The sequence below is a fragment of the Mucilaginibacter gilvus genome (assembly GCF_004054195.1).
GTDB lineage: Bacteria > Bacteroidota > Bacteroidia > Sphingobacteriales > Sphingobacteriaceae > Mucilaginibacter > Mucilaginibacter gilvus.
The window spans coordinates 447,182-470,951 of record NZ_SBIW01000008.1 but is presented as its reverse complement, the minus strand read 5'-3'; the positions used below and the strand labels follow the sequence as shown (position 1 = coordinate 470,951).

Here is a 23,770-nt window from a genome sequence, read left to right as displayed (position 1 = left end):
CATTCCTCTATTTAACGCGCTTACCGGTTTTATCAATATAATACCAGCTATCGCTTTGCCAGGTGAAGTGTTCGCCGTCGGCAATTACCTTGCAGTTGTTGCTTACTCTCGCAGTATCGTTTTTAAAAGGGAAGGCGCAGGCATACTGCGGTTGAATGGCCACCTTGCCCGTGGTATCGGCATAGCCAATTTTGTTGTTATCTATAATGCGGAAATATCCTTCCGAAGGATAATCTGGCCCGTTATCAAAAGGAAATACTTTAAATAATACTTTTTCATGCCGGTCAATAGCAACAAAGCCCATCGCCGTATTGGTAACCAGCGCGAAAGTTTTAAAGGTATCGGTATAGCATGTGGGGTATTTGCCAAAAGGAATAATGGTATCACCTTTAGCATCAATGTACCCATAATCGCCACTTACGGTATCTGCAATCCTATACAGATAGTCGTTTGCTGCATGCTTTGGCTGGCAGGCGCTTAAAAAAAGCAGGACAATGATCAGCGCCTGTTTCATGTAAATTTTAATAGGTTTCCAGTTCGGCTTTTACCATCTGCATCAGCCACATGGGGCTTGATGTGGCACCGGCAATGCCTACCTTATCGCCCGCGGCAAACATATTCTTATCCAGCTCGCTCACGCTCGAAATAAAATAAGTGTTAGGGTTATGCTTGCGGCAAACTTCGTAAAGCACCTTGCCATTGCTGGATTTTTTGCCCGATACGAACACAATTTTATCGAATTTGGCCACAAAAGCAGGCAGGTCCTTATCGCGGTTGCTTACCTGGCGGCAAATGGTATCGTTTGCCTTTACCTCATAGCCCCTACTCAATAATTCATCTTTCACATGGTAAAATTTCTCCATGCTTTTGGTGGTTTGGCTGTAGAGTGTAAAGTTGGCGGGGAGGTCGGCATTATCCAACTCGCTAATGTCCTGGAAAACCAGCGCGTTGCCATTGGTTTGCCCCTCAAGGCCCACCACTTCGGCATGGCCGTGCTTACCGAAGATCAGGATCTTCTCGTTATTATCGTACGATGTTTTAATGCGGTTCTGCAGTTTTAGCACTACCGGGCAACTGGCATCAATCAGCGTAATATTATTCTCTAAAGCAATGCGGTAAGTCTCGGGCGCTTCGCCATGGGCACGGATCAGCACTTTTTCGTCGCGCAGACCCACCAGGTCGGCATGCTCAATAATGCGCAGGCCAAGGGCCTTCAGTCGGTCAACCTCTTCATCGTTATGCACAATATCGCCCAGGCAATACAAATAACCATCCTCGGCCAGTATTTCCTCAGCCATATCAATGGCATACACCACCCCAAAGCAAAAGCCCGAATCCGCATCGATAGTAACCTGAAGTTGATACTCACCCATTTGATGCAAATTTACGGTATTTATTTTGGTAGAAGTTGGAGAAGTTTAAAAAGGTTGGAAAGGTGAATGTCCAACTGAGTTATTGTTTTGAATTCTGAAAATTCATTAATTCCTTAAAATTCGAGTTCAGACAAAATTATGGCGATGCTTTCAGCCCGGGCTATGCACTGCAACTCCTCATTTCGCGCTGCTGATAGAAGCAGCACTTCATTCCGGGGTTTTCGTTCCTATCCCTATCGCGGATGAATTCCGTCTATTCTTCGTGAGGGGCGTGCAGTGTGTTAGGTTTCAGAAATACTATAACAACCCCACCAAACACAACACTCCAAAAAATACAAACTCCGTTGCCAGCAAAACAGGTGCTGCAATACTTTGCTTTTTAAATCCAAATTTTTCAAATACAAAAAGCATTGCCGCGCTTACCAAAAACCAACAGTAGTAATTTTTAAAGGGGATAATGTTATCCGTCCAATGCCAATAATTAAACTGGATGGCAACGGGCTCTATCAGCAGATCCAGCAATACCAGTAGCAGAGCACCTACTATTACTCTCGGAATAATGCTCATTAACCGGCTACGCTGCATGGTAACTCCGGCAGCGTAGATGAGCAAGAACCAGTTGATGCCAATGGTTAGCGGGATATCAAATATCTTGAAGCCTAATACTTCGCCATAAGCATAATCGCCGAACACCCATTTTTTGTGTACGCCTATCCATTCCAAAATAATCCCGGATACAAAAACAAGCGCTATAAAGCCAACAAACTTCCCGTCGAAATTTTTATGTGCCAGCACAATTACCAACAGCATCAGCAACAGGTGCCAGGGCACAAGTTGTAAAAATAACGGTAGCGAAGCAGGCACCAACAGCCCCACCAGCCCAACAAAGTGGAACAGGACAATGATAATAATGGCCGTACGCGGAGTTATACTGAGATCTTTCGGCCTTTCCATACGGTGGTTTTGGTGAGGTGTTTTTGTATTGACGTTAGGCCTATGACTAACAGACTAAGCATTTGCACAGGATGTAAAAATACATTTATCCAGGCGTTTTGCCCGGCAGCAAGTGATATCATAATGCGGCTAAGGACAATTAACCCAAACATAATAAAAATGAGGTTGAGGTTCATCGTCATCACAATAATGGCCGGCCCGCCAATAATGAGCAGCAGGTAAATTAAAAAGCCGATGATGTTATAATTAAAGGCTGCCAAAAAATTCTTACCGAAACCATTTATAGCCTCGTTATACCCCTTATACATGCGGCAGCTGATCATCCCGTTGGCGAGTAATGCCTCACCGTTTAGCTTGGCCGACTTTACCAGCTTCATAATTTCCACATCCTCTACCACTTTGTTTTTTGCCAGTTGGTGCCATTGGTATTCGTTATAAGCATCGGCATCAAACAGCATGAATTGCCCGCTTGCCGCGGCCACCGAAGCGCTTTTCACGAGGTAGACTAACCTAAGGGGTAAAAGGTTTAACAGAATATAATGCATCAGCGGTACTACCATTTCCTCGCCAACACTCAGCATGGTTTGGTTGGTGAACAGGCTAAGCAGCGATAAGCTGCGCAATTTCATCCGATGGACGGCACTGTTGATGAGCCCTTTCTGTAGTTGTTCATCTGCATCTAAAAACAAATAATAGCTGCCATTGGCAAGCTGTGCCAATTGGTGGCAGGCGTAGTTCTTGCCCAGCCAGTCTGCCGGCAGGGGTTTGCCTTTTATCACTTTAAAACGGGGATGTTTCGCGGCAAAATCCTGGCATACTTTATAGGTGTCATCGGTGGAGTTGTCATCAAGGATCAGTACTTCGTAGTTATCGTAGTCCTGCAGATGAATGGAGGTAAGTAGTGGCAGAATATTATCAGCTTCGTTACGTGCGGGGATAAGGATGGATACCTTATCGGTATAATGCTTGCCTATCCGCGGTAATTTAGGGTTCGATAGAAAATTGAACAGGGTTACCGTAAAGCGCAGTATCAGAAAAATAAAAACAATGAGCAGGGCTATGATCACTTTATATCAATTTCGGTTTGTTGCAATTTACTGGCATCGTAGTGCTGCTGATAGGCGCTTTGTACTTCATTAATTGTTTTATCGGAATAGCGCTCACCTTCGGTTTTTAAATAAACGGTTACCGAGGGCTTTTTATGCTTAAAGTACTGAACAAAAGTTGCAGCGAACAAAAGCTGGAATTTCCCTTCGGCCTTTTTCATGATCTTTAACAATCCCTGTTCAAAATTCACCTGGTTTACAAAGTTTGAATATAGCTTTCCCTGCGGAAACATCAGCAGCAGGTTGCCGGGCCGGTTCAATAGTTCCGCGGCGTAGTTTAACGATTCCAGCATATCCCGGGAATTTTTATTCACCGAGAACGCCCCGGCGTAACGCAGCATCCCTTCGCGTTTAGCTGTATCCTCCAGTATCATTACATGAAACTTTTTGTGCAGCAGCTTATCGTTTAAAACATACAGAATTAGCCCATCCCAAAAACTGAAGTGGTTGGCCACTAATAGCACCGACTTGCCGCTATCCAAGGGCACCTTATTAAACAAAAATTGATGAAAAGTTTTGCCCACCAGCCACTTTACGTAGGTGTCGAACATCCATTTCATCAACCGGTTGTTTTTAGGGTAGATCATTTTAATGCGCTACGTTTACCTGGTCTTTTAAAGCCTGCCTGTGAAAAGTGTTTATCTTTTCGGTTAACTCATCAAAACTTAACTCGCCTGCCACGCCCAGGTCCAGCAGGTGGAAATACACCGATGGTTTGAGGCTCTCAAAGTATTCTACCAGGGCACCGTTGTAGATGATGTGGCACGGCCCTTTTATGTTTTTAATAAGACGTTCTATGCCTTTCTCCACCTTAATTTCGGTGGTGTGGTTGGAGATGAGCTCCCCTTGCGGGAAAACGATCACCATGTTCTCAGAGTCGTTTAAAAGCTCCGCCGCGTGCTGTAATGATTTGATCATCTCGCGCGAACTGCGGCTGATAGAAAATGCCCCGCAATGGTTTAGCCACATGCGTGCCTGCAGGTGGTCTTCCTGCATCATAATGTACGATTTACGATTGAGGTGCCAATAGGCGAGGTAATTAGCCCAAAGCCCATCCCACCAGCCAAAGTGGTTGCAAAGCAGCAATACCGAGTAGCCCGGTTTGGGGGTGATTTTATTTACCACCTCCAGCTTATTAAACGCCTTGCGCATACGGTAATGCATGTATTTGGCAAATACATCGGCCAGGAATTTTTTGCGGCGGGCGGCTATCATTGGGGTAAATTTACTAAATACTCGTCCAATTCCTTTACTACCAGCCAATGGCCCAGCGCCACTTCGTGTACATCGGGATTGGCAAGGCTGTTTACAAAAGGCATGGCGACGGATTTAGGGAACAGATTGTCGTTTTTCCCAAATATCAAGCGGCATTTAATATGGTACTGATTAATGAGCTGCGCAATTTTAGCGGTATCGGGTTTTAGCAAGCGAATGAGGTTTAGGGTATAATACACATCCTGCCGTTTTTGTTCGGTATCAATTTCATTATAGGCGATATTGAACAGGCTTTCGTCAATAAAGCCAACCTTTTTTAGCCCTTTCATCAAACCTGGTGCAAGCCATTTACTTTTGGTTACGGTTTTAAAAAAAAACCTTCCAACCGGTTGGTGCGTTAAAAAATGGAAACCCTTGTAAACCGATAAGCCATCCGGCGCCATCAGGATAACGTCGTCAATTATATCAGCATACTCTTCTAACAGGATCAGCGCTATATTGGCACCGATGGAGTACCCCATTAACGAAAAACGCTGCCTGCCGTGCAGTTTAAACCATTCTTCTACATAAGCTTTTACCATATCTTTGGGCATACCGGCCACAATTTGGGCCTCGCTCCAGCCTTCAACTTTGCTTTCGCCATGAAAAAAATGATCGAAGCCATAAACGTGGTATTCTTTTAGAATGGATTTCTCCAGCACATGAAATTGCCTGCCCGTCATCCCGTAACCGTGGAAGGCCAGCAGGGGTTTACTCCCGCTGCCATATTCGTGATAATGCGCCGTGCCCAGTCCGGGGAGATCTAAAAAACCCATAGCGGCAATATTAAAGAAAAATTGAATAGCCGCAATATTTTGCGTCCGCTTGCAAAGCGAATACTCAAATTTCACCTGTCCTATCGGAGACGCAAAAATATTGCGTCTCTACGGTAAATCATCTTTAGATTTGATAAATTCAGAAAGTTGTCAAATCTATAGCAGTATACAAGCTAACTATTTACCTTTATAAGGTCAAATACAATGAAAAAAGTCGAAATACCTTTCAGTAAAGTATACCCTTGTTTTATAACATCTGTTTTACTAATACTCATTTTTATCGGGATTTATAAATTAACATCTGATTCCGAAGCCCGTGCCTCGATATTTTGGTATGCGATGCTGGTGATGTTGGTAGTAGCTATAGGGCGTATCACAAAAGAACTTACGTTTCCCGCATTTAAGGAACAACCAGGACTGCATTTAACTGAGGATTTTTTAATCGACCACACAAGCAATGAGGAAATAGAATGGAGTAATATCCACCATTTCGAGTTGCAAATTCGGAATCTGATATCTATCCATTTAATAGATAGGGAGCAACACCCTGTAAAATACGTAGGCTTTTGGAAACAAAAACTATTTTATGGTAGCCCCATTGTTATTAACACACACTTGTTACAGGGCAGCGGGCAGGGAATTTACCGCCAATTGTCGGCATATTTAAAAGATGTTCAAAAGCAAAATTATATTGCCGAAATTGGTACTAATGCTTAGTTCTGATATACTTCACTATCGCGTCCGTAGCCCCGATATGCTGTTCCACGTAGCGCTGCGTAACTTTTGAGGTGCGGTACCTGAAAATCTCGTCACCCATCAGGCTGCCAGCGATGGTAAGCAGTTCATCTTCGTTGTTGATACCGAAGGCTGAGTTTAGCTCTAGCAAATCCCTGGCCTCTTTAAACTTATCGTATTTAGGCCCAAATATCACCGGCATCCCAAAGGCAGCGGCTTCCAATGTATTGTGTATGCCGGCATCAAAACCGCCGCCTATGTAAGCGATATCGGCATATTGATACAAGGAAGAAAGCATCCCGATGTTATCAATAATGAGAGTAGTAAGTGCTGAGTGGTGAGTATTGAGTAGTGAGTATCTCGCGGCCGAATCTTTTGGGAGTAGACCCATTAAATGATTTATCTTTTCTTCTCCTATTTCATGTGGGGCAATGATGAATTTCCAATCAGTATGGCGGGCTATCAGGGTTGCAATCAGCGCTTCGTCGGCCGGCCAGGTGCTACCTGCTATGAATAATTTACTTTCGCCTTTAAAGGCCGCTATGTCTGGCAATTCACGTGGCTGCTGCGCGTTGGCCCATACCCTGTCGAACCGGGTATCGCCACTGATGGTGATGTTTGATTTGCCCAGGCCTTGCAGCAAATGTTTACTATCCGCATCCTGCACAAAAAACCAGGTAACCAGTTTCAGCATTTCGCGGTGCAAGCCTCCGTACCACTTAAAAAAGACCTGGTTGGGCCTGAAGATTCCCGATATGATATAGAGCGGCACATGCTGTGTATGCAATTCGTTAAAATAATGGTACCAGTACTCGTATTTGGTAAAAATGGCCATCGCGGGTTTTATGTCCGTTATAAATTTGGCTGCATTTTGCGCGGTATCCAACGGCAAATAGTAAACGGCGTGGGCAAGCGGCGTGTTTTTACGCACCTCGTAACCCGAGGGTGAAAAAAAAGTAATAACGATGGGTTTATCCGGGTAAAGCAGCCGCATTTGTTCTAACACCGGCCTGCCCTGCTCAAATTCGCCCAGCGAAGCGAAGTGAAACCAAATGCTCGAAGCTAAAGGTTCAACCGTATTATTTTTTCGCCCGGCAATCCATAACCCGGCTTTTTTATTAAAAACAGCTACAATACGCACCAGGCAGTAATATATAATGATGGCAATGTTGTATAGGAGAACCATTTTTAAAATTGTAATTATTATCTTCGTCGGCAGTAAAAGTAATAACTTATATTACAAGTATCGTGCTATATTACCTGCGCACGGCGGGTATCCTTTAAAATTGGCTTCGGTTTTTTAAATATTAAGAATTAAACAAATAAATAAATGGCAACGCGTAAACGTATTTTAATAACCGGTGCTGCCGGATTTTTAGGCTCGCATCTTTGCGACAGGTTTATTAAAGAAGATTTTCATGTTATTGCGATGGATAACCTGATCACAGGCGACCTGCGTAATATCGAACATCTCTTTAAATTAGAGAATTTCGAATTTTACAATCACGATGTTTCTACATTTGTGTATGTATCCGGCGAATTGGATTACATTCTGCATTTTGCTTCACCGGCAAGCCCTATCGATTATTTAAAAATACCTATCCAAACCTTAAAAGTAGGTTCGCTGGGTACGCACAATCTGCTGGGCCTTGCTAAGCACAAAAACGCCAGGATGCTTATCGCTTCCACTTCAGAAATTTATGGCGATCCAAGCGTTAACCCGCAACCCGAAGAATATTGGGGTAATGTTAACACAGTTGGCCCGCGTGGTGTTTACGACGAAGCCAAACGCTTCCAGGAATCTATCACCATGGCTTACCATACTTTCCACGGTTTAGAAACTCGTATCGTGCGCATCTTTAATACCTACGGACCCCGTATGCGGCTAAACGACGGACGCGTGTTGCCGGCTTTCATAGGCCAGGCTATCCGTGGCGAAGACCTTACCGTTTTTGGTGATGGTTCGCAAACACGTTCGTTTTGCTACGTAGACGATCTGATAGAAGGCATCTATCGTTTACTGTTCAGCGATTACGCGCAGCCGATGAATATTGGTAACCCAAGCGAGATCACCATCAAAGAATTTGGCGAGGAGATCATCAAACTTACAGGTACTTCGCAAAAAATGGTTTACAAAGACCTGCCAACAGACGACCCTAAACAACGCCGCCCGGATATCACCAAAGCAAGAGCCATATTAGGCTGGGAGCCAAAGGTATCGCGCGAGGAAGGTCTTAAAATAACTTACGACTACTTTAAATCGCTGCCGCAAGATGTGATAGAAAAGGTAGAACATAAGGATTTTACAACCTACAACAAATAATTTTGTTAAGCCTTGCAAATACCTTTGCATGGCTTAACTTTATCCAAAAGTGTTATAAATGAAAATATTAGTTACAGGCGGTTTAGGTTTTATCGGCTCGCATACCGTGGTTGAATTGGTAAATGCAGGCTACGAGCCGGTAATTATTGATGACCTCTCTAACTCCAGCATCAAGATATTAGATCAGCTTGCAAAAATAATTGGCTACAAACCAAAGTTTTACAAGCTAGACCTTTGCGATGAAGAGGCTGTAAACAATTTTGCCAGGCAGGAGCCCGAAATTGGTGGCATTATCCACTTTGCCGCCTTTAAGGCCGTTGGCGAATCGGTAAAGCTTCCGCTTAAATATTACCGCAACAACTTTTTCTCATTAATAAACATTCTTAACGCTTACGCGGGCAAAGCCCTTAACTTTGTATTCTCATCCAGTTGCACCGTTTACGGCCAGCCCGATGTTCTCCCCGTAACAGAAGATGCCCCGGTAAAAGCGGCGCAATCGCCTTATGGCAATACCAAGCAAATTGCCGAGGAAATATTAAAAGATGTTATAACCGCCGGCAGTAAGTATAAAATAATATCGTTAAGGTATTTTAACCCGGTTGGCGCGCACGAAACCGCTTTAATTGGCGAACTACCTATTGGCGTACCGCAAAACCTGGTACCATTCATCACGCAAACCGCTATTGGCAAACGCGAAAAATTAACCGTGTTTGGCAATCAGTATAATACACCCGATGGCAGCAACATTCGCGATTACATACACGTGGTAGACCTGGGCAAGGCGCATGTAGCCGCCTTAAAACTGGCCGAAAAGGAAAGCTTTAAAGGGTTCGATGTATTTAACATTGGCACAGGCACAGGCACTTCGGTACTGGAGGTTATTAAGGCTTTTGAACAAACAACCGGCGTTAAGCTCAATTACCAAATAGGCCCTGCACGCGCTGGCGATGTAGAGCAGGTTTGGGGTGATGTCACAAAATCTACCAACGAGCTTAATTGGAAAACGGAGCTGGATGTAAATGTAATGATGTCATCTGCCTGGAATTGGGAAAACTATTTAGCGCAAAATCCCTTATAGGTTATAGCACAACACCCATAAATAGAAGCCTGTGCTTTGTTTGTACAGCAGCACGGCTTTAATTTGAAAATAGCTTTCTGAAATGAAAAAAATCATTATTACCGGTGGGGCAGGGTTTATTGGTTCACATGTGGTGCGCCGGTTTGTAAAAACCTATCCGCAGTACCAGATCATCAATCTTGATAAACTAACCTACGCCGGTAACCTGGCTAATCTTAAAGATATTGAAAATGAGCCTAACTACCGTTTTGTAAAAGGCGATATTGTTGACCTGGCCTATATTAACAACTTATTTGAAGTAGAGCAACCGGACGCGGTTATCCATCTTGCGGCCGAATCGCATGTGGACCGCTCCATATCCAACCCATTGGAATTTGTAATGACCAATGTGGTGGGCACCGTGAATTTGCTGAACGCGGCTAAAACCATCTGGAAAGATAACTACGCAGATAAACGTTTTTACCATGTATCTACCGATGAAGTATACGGCACCCTTGGCGATACCGATATGTTTGTGGAAACTACCGCTTATGACCCGCATTCGCCTTACTCGGCCTCAAAAGCAAGTTCCGATCACTTTGTAAGGGCATACCACGATACTTATGGTTTAAACACTGTAATATCTAACTGCAGCAACAACTACGGCTCGTTCCATTTCCCCGAGAAACTAATACCGCTTGCTATCCATAATATAAAGCAGCAAAAACCTGTACCCGTGTACGGCAAAGGCGAGAACATCCGCGATTGGCTTTGGGTGGAAGACCACGCACGCGCCATTGATGTAATATTTCACCAGGCGGCCATCGGCACAACCTATAACATAGGCGGGCACAACGAGTGGAAAAACATTGACCTGATACAACTGCTTTGTAGTATATTAGACAAAAAACTGGGCCGCGAAGCGGGTGAATCGGCAAAGCTGATCACTTATGTTACCGACCGCGCCGGGCACGATCTTCGTTACGCCATCGATGCAACCAAGTTAAAGAACGAGCTGGGATGGGAACCATCGATAACTTTTGAAGAAGGGCTGGAAAAAACTGTAGATTGGTATCTGGCAAACGAGCAGTGGCTAAGCGATGTAACATCGGGCCATTACCAGGAATATTACAGTGAGCAATATAACAACCGTTAAAGAATGTTTGGATTATTTAAGAGAAAGCAAGTAAAAAAAGAAAGAACGCTCGACTACGGGCCGGTTATGGTTGATATGCATTCGCATGTGCTGCCGGGGATAGACGATGGTGCGCAAACACCCGAAGAATCTATTGTCCTCATCAAAAAAATGATGGAACTGGGTATTAAAAAAATAATTGCCACGCCCCATGTGATGGTTGATTATTACCGCAACGATCGCGATTCTATTATGAACGCGCTTGCTGTTCTTAAAGAAGAACTCAAAAACCAAAACATAGATATCCCGGTTGAGGCTGCTGCAGAGCATTATTTCGACGAGACATTTGAGAAACGCATAGACGAACGCAGCCTGATGACCATGGGTGCCGATAACTATGTATTGTTTGAGCTATCGTTTATTAACGAGCCGCACAACGTGATACAAATGATACAAAAAATGCGCGATGCAGGTTACAAGCCTATCTTGGCCCACCCCGAGCGTTACGCTTATATGAATATAGATCGTATGCGAGCTATCCGTAGCTGGGGTTGCGCTTTGCAGTTGAACACCATAGCGTTAACGGGCTACTACGGCAAGCCAACCCAAAAAATGGCAGAGGATATGATAGACGAACAAATAGTTGATTTTATATCGAGCGATATGCACCATCCACGCCACGCGGCAGCATTTGAAGATGCCCTTACTACCGATTATATAGAAAAGCTACTGAACGACTATCCGCTGAAAAACAAGATGCTTTTATAGCAGAGCTAAGAATTAAGAGACAAGAAGCAAGACAAATAAAATAGAATTGCCAGGAAAACGAAACGGGAATATGCAAATGCATAATCCCGTTTCTTATTTTATCTTGTCTCTTGATTCCTGTCTCTAAAAATCCGGCATCCCTACTCATATCGCAGCGCTTCCACCGGATCGAGCTTAGCCGCTTTCTTTGCCGGGTAAAAGCCTGATGACAGGCCTATAAAAGTACAAAGCCCAATAGCACAAAACAGCCAGAACCATGGCACCACAAACGTACCACTAATTGATACGGCGATAAGGTTACCCGCAGCCATACCTAATATAATACCCCCGACACCGCCGATGAGGCATATTACAATTGCTTCTATTAAAAACTGTTTACGGATTACGGATGGTGTGGCACCAAGGGCTTTACGCAAGCCTATTTCGCGGGTACGCTCGGTAACAGATACCAGCATAATGTTCATCAGGCCAATGGCTGCGCCTATCAGGGTAATAATACCTACCGCAAAACCGGCAGCGGTAACACCGTTCAGGTTACTAGTCAGTTCGGCCTGTATCGAATCGGCACGAAAGATCTCAAAATTATCATCCTGCCCTAAATGCAGACTTCGTACGTTCCTGAACAATGAGGTAGCTTCGCCAATGGTAGCATCCAAAGCCTCTGGCTGCGCTACGTTAACCACAACGGCGAACGATGGCTTTGATGTTGCCGCCAACTGCCTCGCCTTTACAACCGGGATGATGCAAAACTTATCGCCGCCAAAGCTATTGCTCCCTTTTGCCGCAATAACACCAATTACCCTGAATTTACTTGCACCCAGCAAAATAGATTTGTTTATCGGGTCTGTACTTTTAAAAAGTTTCGCCTTCAGCTCGTCACCTATGATCACCACGTTGGCGCCGTGCTCAGCCTCCGACGTAGAAAAATTACGCCCGTAAGCAATTTTGTGTCCCTTAATAAATATGTAATTCTCGTTACTGCCTATAACCCGTATGTTAGGGTTTGTTTTAATACTCTCGTATTTAGCAATGGCCGTGCCCGATACCGTAAAATCAATACTGATGCGCACCGGCAGCTTAAAAGTTTTCTGGAAACGTTCCGCTTCCTGGTAACTGATGGCAGGGTAAATTTTACGGTGGCCGCCATTACCAAAGTTAATGCCCGAGCCGCGATTTTGTATAGTGAAAGAGTTTGCGCCAAGCCCGGCAAAAGCATCGTTGGTAAATTGTTTTATACCTTCAATAGCCGTTAATATCCCTACCAGCGCCATAATACCTATGGCAATAATTAAAGCTGTTAGAGAGGTGCGCAGCCTGTTACCCGCTATGGATTGCAGAGCGATAGCTATATTTTCTTTGTAGGTAGTTTTTACCGGCATGGCTTAAAATTAAGAAACTCGTTTGCATTTGACTAAGGCATGGCACAATTTGTTACAAGCCAGCGCACTATTTAATATGGCATTTTAAAACGGCTTGCGCGGACAAAAAACTTGTAGTAATTTCATGGTACAAACACCGCTCCCGTGAGAAAGATAGTATTACTGATAACCTTAACCTTTGCATCAATAATTAGCGCCGAAGCGCAGGAAAAGCCTGCTGTTTCTAAAACGATGGTGGTTCGCAGCAGCACTATGGAGCAAAAAATAGTAAAGGATTCTACCGGGGCTATAGTGCCTTACGCCCAATGGCACCAAATGATGGTGTCGGGCGGGTATACGCTACGAAGCAGGGGAATAGATTCGGATACCATGACGCTGGTAAAAATGACTGCCGAAGATATTGCGAGGCGCAACAATACGCGAAGCCGGTTGCCCGCAATGATGCTGCCGCCAAGCCCGGCGTTCCCGATAGGTAAAAAAAAGGAATTGTTTAACGCCAAAGATGTTAATGGCAACAAAGTGGATTTTAAAGCGCTGGCGGGTAAAGTTATTGTGCTCAACTTTTGGTTTATCGCCTGCGAGCCCTGTAAACAAGAAATACCGGAGTTGAATAAATTAGTAGCCGATAACCCAGATGTAGTTTTTATAGGCATAGGGCTCGACCTGAAATATGAGATAAAAGATTTCCTGAAAGTCACCCCGTTTAATTACCGCCAAATTTATGATGCCCGGGAAGATTGCAACCGCTATGGCGTTAACGGCTACCCTACAAACGTAGTCATCGACAAAAAAGGTATTACCCGGTACAGCTCATCCGGCTTTGGCAGTGGCAGCTTAACATATCTCAAAAAAACCATTGAAGAAGTAAAAGCAGAAAACTAAACGAGGGAACGGTTTTGCGAAAAGGAAAAACCACTAAATAAAAAACCCCATCCAACGGACAGGGTTTTACAATATCATTCCATAAATTCTCAGAATTCTTTAAAATTCGAGTTCGGACGTTATACCGAAAACGAAGTACCGCAACCGCAGGTGCTTGCCGCATTAGGGTTATTAAAAGTAAAGCCGCGGGCGTTCAATCCGTCCTGAAAATCTATCTGCATGCCAGCCAGGTACAAGCCGTGCGCTTTGTGCATATAAACTACCAAACCTTCAATTAAAAACTCCTGGTCGCCATCTTTTTTCTGGTCGAAACCTAAAACGTAGCTCATACCCGAGCAGCCACCACCCTCAACACCAATGCGTAAGCCAAAGTCATCGTTCAATTCCTGCTGATCTCTCAGTTTAAAAAGTTCTTTTACGGCACCCTGGGTAAAAGTAACAGGTGCGGTTAGGGTTTCAACAATAGCGCTCATCTTATTTTTTAATTAACTATACAAATATAAGGTAAAATGCGGATTTTTGTCGCGGCCATATTATTTATGACCTCTGCCTAACATTTTAAAACCATGGTACTTTACAGCATAATAATGGATATATTAAAATATACCCTCGCCGGTATTGGCGTAGTGTATGTTGCCTTCTATCTGTTTAAGCCCTACTTAGATAAAACCCAAAACCTGCAGGCACTGGAATTAAAAAAAGGCCTTAGCGTGCAAACTCTCCCGCTGCGCCTGCAAGCTTACGAGCGGCTGGTGCTTTTGGTAGAGCGCGTAAACCCTGCAAATTTGCTCATTCGCCTAAACGGCAACAGCCTTTCGGCTGCCGAACTGAATATCATTATTGTAAACGAGGTACGCAACGAATTCCAGCATAACGTAACGCAGCAAATTTATGTGAGCGACCGTGCCTGGGCGGTAATTAAACGGGTAAAAGAAGATACGCTTGCCGTAGTCAACAGCGCTGTAAAAGCACTGCCCGAAAACGCCAACGGGCTTGATCTGGGGCGTATTATTTTAAACCACCTCGGCAAGTTGGAAGATAACCCCTATGATATTGCCATTACGTTGTTAAGAAAAGACCTGGAGGATTTATTTTAACACGTATGGCTGGTAAAAAAATCACCAATAGTTCTGGTATAGAAGTAAAGGAACTGTATACCGAACCTTCGGGCATGACCGAGTTGCCGGGAGAGTTCCCCTATACCCGTGGCATCCAAAAAGATATGTACCGCGGCAAACCCTGGACCATGCGGCAGTATGCCGGGTTTTCCACCGCCGAAGAAAGCAACAAGCGTTACCATTACCTGTTAAGCCAGGGCACCATGGGCCTTTCGGTAGCCTTCGACCTGCCTACACAGATAGGATATGATAGCGACCACGAACTCGCCGAAGGCGAAGTTGGTAAAGTGGGCGTGGCGATAGATTCCCTAAAAGATATAGAGACATTGTTTGATGGCATTCAATTGAAGGATATCACCACCAGCATGACCATAAACGCTACGGCTTCTATCCTGCTGGCCATGTACATCGCCTTAGCAAAAAAACAGGGGGCCGATCTTAAGCAGATCTCGGGCACCATCCAAAACGATATATTAAAAGAGTACGCGGCGCGGGGCACTTATATTTACCCACCAGCCCCATCCATGCGGCTCATTACCGATATTTTTGAGTACTGCAGTAAGGAAGTACCAAAATGGAACACCATATCCATATCGGGCTACCACATCCGCGAAGCAGGCTCAACCGCGGTGCAGGAACTGGCCTTTACGCTGGCCAATGGCAAAACGTATTTAAAAGCCGCGCTGGAAAAGGGTTTAGATATTAATGTATTCGCCAAAAGGCTATCATTCTTCTTCAACTGCCATAACAATTTCTTCGAAGAGATAGCTAAATTCAGGGCGGCGAGGCGCATGTGGGCGCATATTACCAAAGAACTTGGCGCTACAGACGCAGGCGCACAAAAACTCCGCTTCCACACCCAAACAGGTGGCTCCACACTTACCGCACAGCAGCCCATGAACAATATTGTGCGCGTAGGGATGCAGGCCATGGCCGCGGTGCTTGGCGGCACACAATCTTTACACACCAACGGCTACGACGAAGCGCTTTCGCTGCCTACCGAAGCCGCTGCTAAAATAGCGCTGCGCACCCAGCAGATCATCGCCTTTGAAAGTGGCGTTACCGATACGGTTGACCCCCTCGCAGGCTCTTATTTTATTGAGGCACTCACAAACGAAATAGAAACCGGCGCACAGGTATATATTGATAAGATAGATGCCATGGGCGGATCGGTAAAAGCCATAGAAAATGACTACATGCAGCAGGAAATTGCGGCAGCTGCCTACCAATACCAAAACGATATTGAGAGCGGCGAGCGGGTACTGGTTGGCGTAAATAAATTCATTCAGGCTGAAGCTGTCGCAGATAGTGTTTTTCGCGTAAATGATTCCATCAGGCGCAAACAAACAGAGCAATTAATCTGTTTAAAAGAAGAAAGAAATAAAGCTGAGGTAAGGCTGGCGCTGCAAAATTTAGCAGTCGCAGCAAAAGGTACCGATAACCTTATGCCTTACATTTTAACCGCCGTAGAAAGCTACGCTACTTTAGGCGAAATTGCTGATACGCTCCGCGATATTTTCGGGGAATATTAATAAAATATTACCGGTTAAAATTTATAATAAACTTAGAGCAAATTGAAGTAGGAACGGCAGGATATTTTGCCAAAAAAGCGAAGTGCATTGCTGTTTAAACTTACAAAAATGCCCGTACGTTGCGTACGGGCGGTTATTATATTTCTGCCTGCGAAAGATAACATTAAATATGAATTATACATTAAAAAAAGGTAAGCTTTAGATAAATATATTTCGGAAAAAATCTCAAAATATCTTTTTTAATCCGCTTTTTTTATGAATATTCGATGTTCCGAAACGGGCTGAAAAGTAGCTTGCCGGGACGCTGAAAATCAAAGAATTACTACTATTTACTATGGAAAAAACTTGTACTAACGTTTGGAATAGCTGCTTGCAGATCATCAAAGACAATATACCGGCCCAAAGTTTTAAGACTTGGTTTGAGCCGATAAAAGCCTTGCGGATGGAAGGAAGCGTGCTAACCATACAAGTACCAAGTTTATTCTTTTACGAGTGGCTGGAAGAACATTATGTTGGCTTGCTGCGTAAAACCATAAAAAAGCAACTGGGTGACGAAGGAAGGCTGGAGTATAATATTGTTGTAGAGCAATCTTCACCAAAGCCCTATACTACCAATATGCCTTCTAACGGAAACGGCGCCGAATCAAAAAACCAGTCGATGCCAATACCCATTTCTATTAACAAGGATATCAAAAATCCTTTTGTTATACCGGGATTGAAGAAACTGAATGTAGACCCTCAGCTTAACCGTAACTACACCTTCGAAAACTTTGTTGAGGGCGATTGTAACCGTTTGGCACGTTCTGCCGGTTACGCGGTTGCCGCAAAACCGGGCGGTACCTCATTTAACCCTTTAATGATATACGGTGGCGTAGGTTTGGGTAAAACCCATCTGGCACAAGCCATTGGTAACGAAATAAGGCGCACCCTGCCAGATAAGCTGGTATTGTACGTAAGCTGCGAAAAATTCACCCAGCAGTTTGTTGATGCGTTAAAGCACAACAACATTAACGATTTTGTGAATTTTTACCAGGCGATAGATGTACTCATTATGGATGATGTACACAACTTTGCCGGCAAAGAAAAAACACAGGATTTCTTCTTCCATATCTTCAACCACCTGCACCAAAGCGGCAAACAACTGATCATTACATCAGATAAAGCCCCTAAGGACCTGGCCGGTTTAGAAGAGCGCTTGCTATCGCGTTTCAAATGGGGCCTTTCTGCCGATCTGCAGATCCCTGATCTGGAAACCCGCATGGCCATCCTGAAAAACAAGATCTACCAGGACGGTATCGAACTCTCAAACGATGTAATTGAGTACGTCGCCCACAATATTGATAACAACGTGCGTGAGCTGGAAGGTGCAATGGTATCCTTACTGGCACAATCTACCCTTAACCGCAAAGAGATAGACCTGAACCTGGCCAAGCAAATGCTAAAGAATTTTGTAAAAAATTCTGCCAAGGAAATTTCGATGGAATACATCCAGAGCCTGGTTTGCGAATACTTTGAGGTGCCTATCGAAATGGTAAAATCGCAAACCCGCAAACGCGAAATTGTACAGGCCCGCCAAATTTCCATGTACCTGGCCAAGGCACACACTAAAAGTTCATTAAAATCTATAGGCCACTTCTTCGGCGGCCGCGACCACTCTACCGTGATCTACGCCTGCCAAACTGTTGAAGACCTAATTGATACCGACAAAAAATTCAAAGGCTACGTTGCCGATATTCAAAAGAAACTAAAGATGTCGTAATTGGCATTAAAAATGTCATAGTTGGCATTGAACAATATAGATGAGCCTCGCGAATGCGGGGCTTTTTTGATTTATCGAATCAGCTTTAAATATTTATAGCTGCCTCCATCCTTCAATAAAATCCTTTCCTTCCAAAAAGCAGCATCTTCCAAAGTTTCGTCTGCGAAGCTCCAGGCGGTAAACGCTTTTATGATGTTGGTAATAGGTTCATCAGTATACTCCCCCTTTTTCAACACATATGGTTTTGGCAACGTCCATTCATATAACTGGTTATATTTAGGAATAAGTACGAAGAACCGAATGCGCGCTACTCCTTTTTCATCAACAACCTTAAACGGATTTAAAACAACATCGTCACTCGCCGGATATATCAAATTAAGAAATTGATAATTAGCCCCCAATTTAGCGAAGTGATTCGATTTAGATTTAACCATGCTTTCGTAATGCGGCAATATCAGGTTAACCAACCGTTGCCTGAATTTCTTTTCTGCCTCTCGCTTCCCGGCTTTTAACTCATCCGCAATCAACTCGTACTGCCCCACGTATTCCCGGTTCTCCTTTTCCTCGTCGGCCCACATTTTTTTATATTTCTCCCAATCGGTGTCCTTGCGCTTATCTTGTACCTTTCTAAACAGCTCCCCGTCCCAAAAGCCGTCGCTTGGTTCGGCGGAATTATCTGCAAAGTAATCCCAGCCCTGCAAATTGTTTAAAAACTCCAGCTTGCCCGCTTTAGCGGTGCCCGCGTCAAAGTAAGTTGCTTCAGATTTTTTGTAATACCATTTTCCCAGGTAGTTTATCCCTGTTACTACATAAGCGTACGTTTGAGGGCGTTGATCAAGATACCCGGGATCCTTAATATTCTTAGAGGTAATAATCTTAACATTGTTGTCACTTTTAGCAGCCAATAGCGGCTTTGCATCTTTTTTATCGAGCGTAGTGATAAAAAATGCTACAAATTTAGCTCTATCCGGGCTGTAAAAATTTTGATAAAGGTTATTGAAGTTAACGGTGGAATCCTTAACAACATCTTTAACCAACAATGCGTCAAAGGTTTTCGGATAAACACTTTTTTCTATATATGCTGCCCGTTGCTCTGCCAATTCTCTTGCACGCACTATCGTTTTATTGGTGCTGGCCACCCCGCGGATAACCTCCTGAAAAGCCGGGGCCAAAGCATTGTTTATGGTGCAGCCAATGGTGCCTGTTTCGCAAGCAAACTCAAACCCAGGGTTATTCCAACCGCCGGTGTATTCATTGTTAAACAATATTTGGTTGGATTGCACATCGTACAATTGCACCTGTATTTTGCAAACCGTTTGCTTGTTCTCTTTGTAAAATGACACCTTGGGGAAATTCAACACATAAGTGGTATTTTCTTTAACGGCTATTTTTTGCAGGTCGGCCAGTTCTCCGCCCGAGGTTTCACTGCCCAGCAATATCAGGCAGTTTTCGAAATGCTCATAAAATTTGTAGATCAGGTAATCCTGCGCTGTCAGTGATATCGTTTTAGAAAAATTTACCTGTTTAAAAAAGCTCAAGGTGCTTTTGGTCATCAATTTTATATTTCCGGGCTTGCCACCGTCTGCCGGTAGTTGTCCCGTGGCCATTGGTGAGCTTTTTAGCTCCTCGGTTTGCTTGTCAGTTTCCGCTTTAAGGCTTGGTTCTATAGTGGTAGCAAACGGCGCTAATATCACCATTTTGGGTTCGTAGTCGCCCTGTGCTTTGGTTACGGAGGCTACAGACAGGAAGGCTATTAAGATTGCCAGTTTTTTCATGATAAGGTTTTACAGGTTGAATATAATTTGAATATCTTAGTAATTGATATTTTAATTTTTACAATCATGAAAAAACTGTTTATCGTTGTAACTCTGGCCCTTTTCTCCCTCCCCGCTTTCTGCCAAACCGATAAAGATGATATCAAAAAAGCCATCAACACCATGTTTGATGCCATGCGCAAGGGCGACAGTACCATGCTGAAGTCGGTTTTTGCAGATGGGCTGGCTTTCCAGGGTGTAAATACAAAACCTGATGGTACAAATGTGCTGGAGAATGAAAAACCTGATGGATTTATAAAAGCCGTGGGCACACCGCATAAAGAAATTTGGGACGAGCGTATCACCTTTGGCGATATTAAAGTGGATGGCCCGCTCGCCAGCGTGTGGACACCCTACAAATTCTACCTCGGCAAAACGTTTAGTCACTGCGGTATCGACTTTTTCCAACTGATGAAAACTGCCACCGGCTGGAAGATTGTGTACATCATCGATACCCGACGTAAGGATAACTGCCCGGAGTAAAGCTTCATCCACTCCTGTTATTAAAATTTTGTCAGTCTGAGCTTGTCGAAGACCATGCACTATGCAAAGCCGATGATGCCTGGCAAGCCCGCTAAGACATTTGCGATGGTTTGTCTTGTCCCTTGATTCTTATCTCTTGCTTCTCTTCCTCGTTTGTAACATTTTAATTATCAGCCCATCAACAGGGTTACTATTTATGGATGACGGGTATCAATACTAAACCAATTAAATCATCAGGAAAATCAAACTACAGCGTTATCGGCTTCAATTTTAAAAGAGGTATTAAAGCTCTGTTGACAGGTATTCATTTTTAGCCGCCGGTAAATTAACCGGGGGCTTTCTGTTTTCTTATTAATTATCTGATAGTCAATAATTTATATAAATAAAAACTGTAAAAACAGGGTTACTATTTCATGGTGACGGGTATCAATACTAAACCAAATAAATCATCATGAAAACAAAAATATTATTTGTGCTGGCAGGCGTAGCTTTGCTGGCCGCCTGTAAAGGAAAAACACATGGGGACTACGAAGTTGTAAACAACAGCGCTGCAGATACCGCCAGGGCATATTCCTCAAGAGACGACAGCGTTGCTTTTGAAGTGGAACCAAAACTGGTGAAAACATCTGATATGAGCATGAAGGTAAAAAACGTGCAGCAAACCGGCGACTCGGTTGCGGCCTTAACCGCGCGCTACAAGGGCATGGTTACCCATCATCAAATGCATTCGAATGTCGAAAATAGTCATGACGTACGCATAAGCGACGACTCGTTGATCAGGGTTTCGGCGTTTAACACCAGCGCGGATATGAACGTGCGGGTTCCTTCGGAAAAGTTGGAGGGATTCATGTCGGATGTGAGCCACCTGGGCCTCTATATCACTGGCAGCAAAATGGATATTGAAGATAAATCATTGGATTACCTTTCCGCAAAAATGAAGCTGGATAGCCGCAAAGAATTGGTAGCGCAGCAAAAGAAGGGCAAAATAACTATTAAAGACCCAGAAAAGGTTTTATGGTTGAAAGATGATATGATAGACGGCCAGATAAATAATCAGCGGATAAACGCCGCCGTCAAATACAGCACTGTAAGCCTTAATTTTTACCAGAGCAACACCATTCTAAAAGAAATGATTGCCAATGATGACCCATCGAGTTACCAGTTGCCATTTTTTAAACGCCTGGGGATGGCTATCGCCAGCGGCTGGTTGATGTTTACCGAAATTTTGCTTGGGTTGGCTAATCTTTGGGTATTTGTACTGATAGGCTTGGGCTTGTGGATGGCATATAAGTTTTATAGGAAAAAGTATGTGACAGTGTTGCCTGCCACCACTGTATAAAATATCGTTTTTGCGAGCGATAGCGTGGCAATCCTCGGTAACCAGAGAAACTTTGCAAATCCACCCCGCTCGCCGGGGACTGCCACAGCCCTCCACCATTCTTTCCCTGCGCGAAGTTTCGCAATGAGGTGGTGACTAAACTAATCAAGCCCGGTAGTACCGGGCTTGATTAGTTATATTCTGAAAATTCTTTAATTCTGAAAATTCTGATTCAGACAATTACTCTACCAATTTCTTATACCTTATCCTTTTAGGCGCTACATCACCCAAACGTTTTTTACGGTTTTCTTCGTAATCGCTGTAGTTACCTTCGAAGAAGTAAACCTGCGAGTTACCTTCAAACGCCAGTATGTGGGTACAGATCCTGTCTAAAAACCACCTGTCGTGACTGATTACTACGGCGCAGCCGCCAAAGTTTTCCAGGGCTTCTTCCAGGGAACGTAACGTATTCACGTCGATATCGTTAGTAGGCTCATCCAGTAATAAAACATTCGAGCCTTTTTTAAGCGTGATGGACAAATGCACGCGATTACGCTCACCGCCGGATAGTACGCCAACTTTTTTCTGCTGATCGGCGCCGTTAAAGTTAAAACGGGATACGTAGGCGCGCGAGTTAAGTGGCTTGTTGCCCACCATAATAGTTTCCAGGCCGCCGGTAACGTTTTCCCAAACAGATTTGTTAGGATCCAGGTCGTCATGCATCTGGTCAACATAGCCTAAGGCAACGGTATCCCCTACACGGAAAGTCCCGGCATCCGGCTGATCCTGCCCGGTTATTAAACGGAACAAAGTGGTTTTACCCGCACCGTTGGGACCAATGATCCCAACAATACCCGCAGGAGGCAAAGAGAAGGTTAAATTCTCGAACAATACCTTATCGCCATAAGCTTTGGTAACATTGTTGGCTTCGATAACAATATTACCCAAACGCGGGCCCGGTGGGATAAAGAGTTCCAATTTTTCTTCCCTGTCCTTGGTTTCCTCGGATGCTAATTTATCGTAGTTGGATAAACGCGCCTTTGATTTGGCGTGGCGGCCCTTGGGCCCCATGCGTACCCATTCCAGCTCGCGCTCCAATATCTTCTGGCGCTTGCTCTCACCTTTTTCTTCCTGGGCAAGGCGTTTAGATTTCTGATCGAGCCATGAGGAATAATTCCCTTTCCATGGTAAACCTTCGCCACGGTCAAGCTCCAATATCCAGCCGGCAACGTTATCCAGAAAGTACCTGTCGTGCGTTACGGCTATAACTGTTCCTTTATATTGTTTAAGGTGCTGCTCCAGCCAGTCGATAGATTCGGCATCCAAGTGGTTGGTTGGCTCATCCAGCAACAAAACATCCGGCTCCTGCAATAACAAGCGGCAAAGTGCCACGCGGCGGCGCTCACCACCCGATAGCACCGAAATTTTGGCATCAGGGTCTGGGCAACGCAGTGCATCCATAGCGCGCTCCAGCTTGGTATCCAGTTCCCAGGCGTTTACGGCGTCTATCTGGTCCTGCAGTTCACCCTGGCGGCTCATCAGCTTGTCCATTTTATCGGCATCGCCATAATATTCTTCCAGCCCGAATTTTTCGTTGATGTCTTCGTACTCCTTCAATAAAGCAGTGGTCGCGGCAACGCCTTCCTCCACAATTTCCTTTACGGTTTTGTTGGGGTCCAGCTCCGGTTCCTGGCTCAGGTAGCCTACGGTATAGCCCGGCGAAAAAACAACCTCACCGATGTTGGTTTTGTCGATACCGGCGATGATCTTAAGCAGGCTTGACTTACCGGAACCGTTTAAACCGATAACGCCAATTTTGGCGCCATAGAAAAACGAGAGGTAAATGTTTTTTAATACGGTTTTTTGAGGCGGATAAACTTTGCTTACCCCCGCCATAGAAAATATGATCTTTTCGTCAGCCATGTAGCGTTATAATTAGTGGTGGCAAATATCTGTTAAAAAGAGAAATTAACGCAAGATGTTTGAATTTATATAGCACTATAA

Annotated in this window: 23 protein-coding genes; 11 read left to right on the top strand and 12 right to left on the bottom strand. The window is 44.3% G+C overall.

Annotated features, from left to right (window positions below):
- Positions 1-7: 7 nt before the first annotated feature.
- The 7 genes from EPL05_RS18930 to EPL05_RS18900 form a co-directional block, all read right to left on the bottom strand.
- Positions 8-514: a WG repeat-containing protein gene (locus EPL05_RS18930; protein ID WP_128535550.1), complete on the bottom strand. Its 507-nt coding sequence runs from the start codon at positions 512-514 to the stop codon at positions 8-10.
- Positions 515-521: 7 nt separating this feature from the next.
- Positions 522-1,373: a 4-hydroxy-3-methylbut-2-enyl diphosphate reductase gene (locus tag EPL05_RS18925; protein WP_128535549.1), complete on the bottom strand. Its 852-nt coding sequence runs from the start codon at positions 1,371-1,373 to the stop codon at positions 522-524.
- Between the two features lie 297 nt (positions 1,374-1,670).
- Positions 1,671-2,327 (bottom strand): carotenoid biosynthesis protein, encoded by a 657-nt coding sequence (locus EPL05_RS18920; protein ID WP_128535548.1) that lies wholly within the window; start codon positions 2,325-2,327, stop codon positions 1,671-1,673.
- A complete protein-coding gene (locus EPL05_RS18915; protein ID WP_128535547.1) occupies positions 2,300-3,394 on the bottom strand; it encodes a glycosyltransferase in 1,095 nt (364 codons plus the stop codon). Before EPL05_RS18915 ends, EPL05_RS18920 begins: the two co-directional genes overlap by 28 nt.
- Complete coding sequence (locus EPL05_RS18910) at positions 3,391-4,020, bottom strand: 1-acyl-sn-glycerol-3-phosphate acyltransferase (RefSeq protein ID WP_128535546.1); 630 nt, start codon at positions 4,018-4,020, stop codon at positions 3,391-3,393. Before EPL05_RS18910 ends, EPL05_RS18915 begins: the two co-directional genes overlap by 4 nt.
- 1 nt (position 4,021) lies before the next feature.
- Entirely contained in the window at positions 4,022-4,648 is a 627-nt protein-coding gene (locus EPL05_RS18905) for a 1-acyl-sn-glycerol-3-phosphate acyltransferase (protein ID WP_128535545.1), read from the bottom strand.
- The gene (locus EPL05_RS18900; RefSeq protein WP_128535544.1) at positions 4,645-5,463 is read right to left on the bottom strand and encodes an alpha/beta fold hydrolase; all 819 of its coding nucleotides are present in this window, start codon (positions 5,461-5,463) and stop codon (positions 4,645-4,647) included. The genes EPL05_RS18905 and EPL05_RS18900 overlap by 4 nt, the downstream gene beginning before the upstream one ends.
- Before the next feature lie 204 nt (positions 5,464-5,667).
- Here EPL05_RS18900 and EPL05_RS18895 point away from each other — a divergent pair, with 204 nt between their 5' ends.
- Positions 5,668-6,180, top strand: a complete 513-nt coding sequence (locus EPL05_RS18895) for an STM3941 family protein (protein WP_128535543.1) — start codon at positions 5,668-5,670, stop codon at positions 6,178-6,180.
- Here the strand turns inward: EPL05_RS18895 and EPL05_RS18890 are convergent.
- Positions 6,170-7,384, bottom strand: a complete 1,215-nt coding sequence (locus EPL05_RS18890) for a 3-deoxy-D-manno-octulosonic acid transferase (RefSeq protein ID WP_128535542.1) — start codon at positions 7,382-7,384, stop codon at positions 6,170-6,172. The genes EPL05_RS18895 and EPL05_RS18890 overlap by 11 nt on opposite strands.
- A gap of 144 nt (positions 7,385-7,528) precedes the next feature.
- On the opposite strand from EPL05_RS18890, the gene EPL05_RS18885 reads away from it, so the two are divergent.
- The 4 genes from EPL05_RS18885 (at position 7,529) to EPL05_RS18870 (ending at position 11,481) form a co-directional block, all read left to right on the top strand.
- Positions 7,529-8,521: a UDP-glucuronic acid decarboxylase family protein gene (locus EPL05_RS18885; RefSeq protein WP_128535541.1), complete on the top strand. Its 993-nt coding sequence runs from the start codon at positions 7,529-7,531 to the stop codon at positions 8,519-8,521.
- A 58-nt stretch (positions 8,522-8,579) separates the two neighbouring features.
- On the top strand, positions 8,580-9,599 hold the full coding sequence (gene galE / locus EPL05_RS18880; RefSeq protein ID WP_128535540.1) for a UDP-glucose 4-epimerase GalE: 1,020 nt from the start codon (positions 8,580-8,582) through the stop codon (positions 9,597-9,599).
- Between the two features lie 82 nt (positions 9,600-9,681).
- Positions 9,682-10,734: a dTDP-glucose 4,6-dehydratase gene (gene rfbB, locus EPL05_RS18875; protein ID WP_128535539.1), complete on the top strand. Its 1,053-nt coding sequence runs from the start codon at positions 9,682-9,684 to the stop codon at positions 10,732-10,734.
- A 3-nt stretch (positions 10,735-10,737) separates the two neighbouring features.
- Positions 10,738-11,481 (top strand): tyrosine-protein phosphatase, encoded by a 744-nt coding sequence (locus tag EPL05_RS18870; RefSeq protein WP_128535538.1) that lies wholly within the window; start codon positions 10,738-10,740, stop codon positions 11,479-11,481.
- Between the two features lie 140 nt (positions 11,482-11,621).
- On the opposite strand, the gene EPL05_RS18865 is transcribed toward EPL05_RS18870, so the two are convergent.
- On the bottom strand, positions 11,622-12,860 hold the full coding sequence (locus tag EPL05_RS18865; RefSeq protein WP_128535537.1) for an ABC transporter permease: 1,239 nt from the start codon (positions 12,858-12,860) through the stop codon (positions 11,622-11,624).
- 144 nt (positions 12,861-13,004) lie between these two features.
- Here EPL05_RS18865 and EPL05_RS18860 point away from each other — a divergent pair, with 144 nt between their 5' ends.
- On the top strand, positions 13,005-13,742 hold the full coding sequence (locus tag EPL05_RS18860) for a TlpA family protein disulfide reductase (protein WP_128535536.1): 738 nt from the start codon (positions 13,005-13,007) through the stop codon (positions 13,740-13,742).
- A gap of 119 nt (positions 13,743-13,861) precedes the next feature.
- Here the strand turns inward: EPL05_RS18860 and EPL05_RS18855 are convergent, their stop codons facing one another.
- Positions 13,862-14,215, bottom strand: a complete 354-nt coding sequence (locus EPL05_RS18855; protein WP_128535535.1) for a HesB/IscA family protein — start codon at positions 14,213-14,215, stop codon at positions 13,862-13,864.
- A gap of 114 nt (positions 14,216-14,329) precedes the next feature.
- Between EPL05_RS18855 and EPL05_RS18850 the strand changes: the two genes are divergently transcribed.
- From EPL05_RS18850 to dnaA, 3 genes are all read left to right on the top strand, one after another.
- Complete coding sequence (locus EPL05_RS18850; protein WP_243837327.1) at positions 14,330-14,839, top strand: DUF7935 family protein; 510 nt, start codon at positions 14,330-14,332, stop codon at positions 14,837-14,839.
- Between the two features lie 5 nt (positions 14,840-14,844).
- Complete coding sequence (locus EPL05_RS18845) at positions 14,845-16,392, top strand: acyl-CoA mutase large subunit family protein (RefSeq protein ID WP_128535533.1); 1,548 nt, start codon at positions 14,845-14,847, stop codon at positions 16,390-16,392.
- A 334-nt stretch (positions 16,393-16,726) separates the two neighbouring features.
- On the top strand, positions 16,727-18,151 hold the full coding sequence (gene dnaA / locus EPL05_RS18840) for a chromosomal replication initiator protein DnaA (RefSeq protein ID WP_128535532.1): 1,425 nt from the start codon (positions 16,727-16,729) through the stop codon (positions 18,149-18,151).
- A gap of 71 nt (positions 18,152-18,222) precedes the next feature.
- On the opposite strand, the gene EPL05_RS18835 is transcribed toward dnaA, so the two are convergent.
- Positions 18,223-19,926 carry a hypothetical protein gene (locus tag EPL05_RS18835; protein WP_128535531.1) on the bottom strand — a complete coding sequence of 568 codons (1,704 nt, stop codon included), beginning with the start codon at positions 19,924-19,926 and terminating at the stop codon, positions 18,223-18,225.
- 66 nt (positions 19,927-19,992) lie between these two features.
- Between EPL05_RS18835 and EPL05_RS18830 the strand changes: the two genes are divergently transcribed.
- Positions 19,993-20,448, top strand: coding sequence for a nuclear transport factor 2 family protein (locus EPL05_RS18830; RefSeq protein WP_128535530.1), 456 nt, complete (start codon positions 19,993-19,995; stop codon positions 20,446-20,448).
- 451 nt (positions 20,449-20,899) lie between these two features.
- Complete coding sequence (locus tag EPL05_RS18825; protein ID WP_128535529.1) at positions 20,900-21,787, top strand: DUF4349 domain-containing protein; 888 nt, start codon at positions 20,900-20,902, stop codon at positions 21,785-21,787.
- A gap of 219 nt (positions 21,788-22,006) precedes the next feature.
- Here the strand turns inward: EPL05_RS18825 and ettA are convergent, their stop codons facing one another.
- The gene (gene ettA, locus EPL05_RS18820) at positions 22,007-23,689 is read right to left on the bottom strand and encodes an energy-dependent translational throttle protein EttA (protein ID WP_128535528.1); all 1,683 of its coding nucleotides are present in this window, start codon (positions 23,687-23,689) and stop codon (positions 22,007-22,009) included.
- Positions 23,690-23,770 lie beyond the last annotated feature (81 nt).

Excerpts from the sequence above, each read along its gene's own strand:
- galE (WP_128535540.1), top strand. The coding sequence starts at position 8,580 with ATGAAAATATTAGTTACAGGCGGTTTAGGTTTTATCGGCTCGCATACC.
- EPL05_RS18835 (WP_128535531.1), bottom strand. The coding sequence starts at position 19,926 with ATGAAAAAACTGGCAATCTTAATAGCCTTCCTGTCTGTAGCCTCCGTA.
- rfbB (WP_128535539.1), top strand. The coding sequence starts at position 9,682 with ATGAAAAAAATCATTATTACCGGTGGGGCAGGGTTTATTGGTTCACAT.
- EPL05_RS18885 (WP_128535541.1), top strand. The coding sequence starts at position 7,529 with ATGGCAACGCGTAAACGTATTTTAATAACCGGTGCTGCCGGATTTTTA.
- EPL05_RS18865 (WP_128535537.1), bottom strand. The coding sequence starts at position 12,860 with ATGCCGGTAAAAACTACCTACAAAGAAAATATAGCTATCGCTCTGCAA.
- EPL05_RS18930 (WP_128535550.1), bottom strand. The coding sequence starts at position 514 with ATGAAACAGGCGCTGATCATTGTCCTGCTTTTTTTAAGCGCCTGCCAG.
- EPL05_RS18910 (WP_128535546.1), bottom strand. The coding sequence starts at position 4,020 with ATGATCTACCCTAAAAACAACCGGTTGATGAAATGGATGTTCGACACC.
- EPL05_RS18870 (WP_128535538.1), top strand. The coding sequence starts at position 10,738 with ATGTTTGGATTATTTAAGAGAAAGCAAGTAAAAAAAGAAAGAACGCTC.
- EPL05_RS18830 (WP_128535530.1), top strand. The coding sequence starts at position 19,993 with ATGAAAAAACTGTTTATCGTTGTAACTCTGGCCCTTTTCTCCCTCCCC.
- EPL05_RS18900 (WP_128535544.1), bottom strand. The coding sequence starts at position 5,463 with ATGGGTTTTTTAGATCTCCCCGGACTGGGCACGGCGCATTATCACGAA.
- ettA (WP_128535528.1), bottom strand. The coding sequence starts at position 23,689 with ATGGCTGACGAAAAGATCATATTTTCTATGGCGGGGGTAAGCAAAGTT.
- EPL05_RS18855 (WP_128535535.1), bottom strand. The coding sequence starts at position 14,215 with ATGAGCGCTATTGTTGAAACCCTAACCGCACCTGTTACTTTTACCCAG.
- EPL05_RS18890 (WP_128535542.1), bottom strand. The coding sequence starts at position 7,384 with ATGGTTCTCCTATACAACATTGCCATCATTATATATTACTGCCTGGTG.
- EPL05_RS18925 (WP_128535549.1), bottom strand. The coding sequence starts at position 1,373 with ATGGGTGAGTATCAACTTCAGGTTACTATCGATGCGGATTCGGGCTTT.
- EPL05_RS18845 (WP_128535533.1), top strand. The coding sequence starts at position 14,845 with ATGGCTGGTAAAAAAATCACCAATAGTTCTGGTATAGAAGTAAAGGAA.
- EPL05_RS18905 (WP_128535545.1), bottom strand. The coding sequence starts at position 4,648 with ATGATAGCCGCCCGCCGCAAAAAATTCCTGGCCGATGTATTTGCCAAA.
- dnaA (WP_128535532.1), top strand. The coding sequence starts at position 16,727 with ATGGAAAAAACTTGTACTAACGTTTGGAATAGCTGCTTGCAGATCATC.
- EPL05_RS18825 (WP_128535529.1), top strand. The coding sequence starts at position 20,900 with ATGAAAACAAAAATATTATTTGTGCTGGCAGGCGTAGCTTTGCTGGCC.
- EPL05_RS18850 (WP_243837327.1), top strand. The coding sequence starts at position 14,330 with ATGGATATATTAAAATATACCCTCGCCGGTATTGGCGTAGTGTATGTT.
- EPL05_RS18895 (WP_128535543.1), top strand. The coding sequence starts at position 5,668 with ATGAAAAAAGTCGAAATACCTTTCAGTAAAGTATACCCTTGTTTTATA.
- EPL05_RS18920 (WP_128535548.1), bottom strand. The coding sequence starts at position 2,327 with ATGGAAAGGCCGAAAGATCTCAGTATAACTCCGCGTACGGCCATTATT.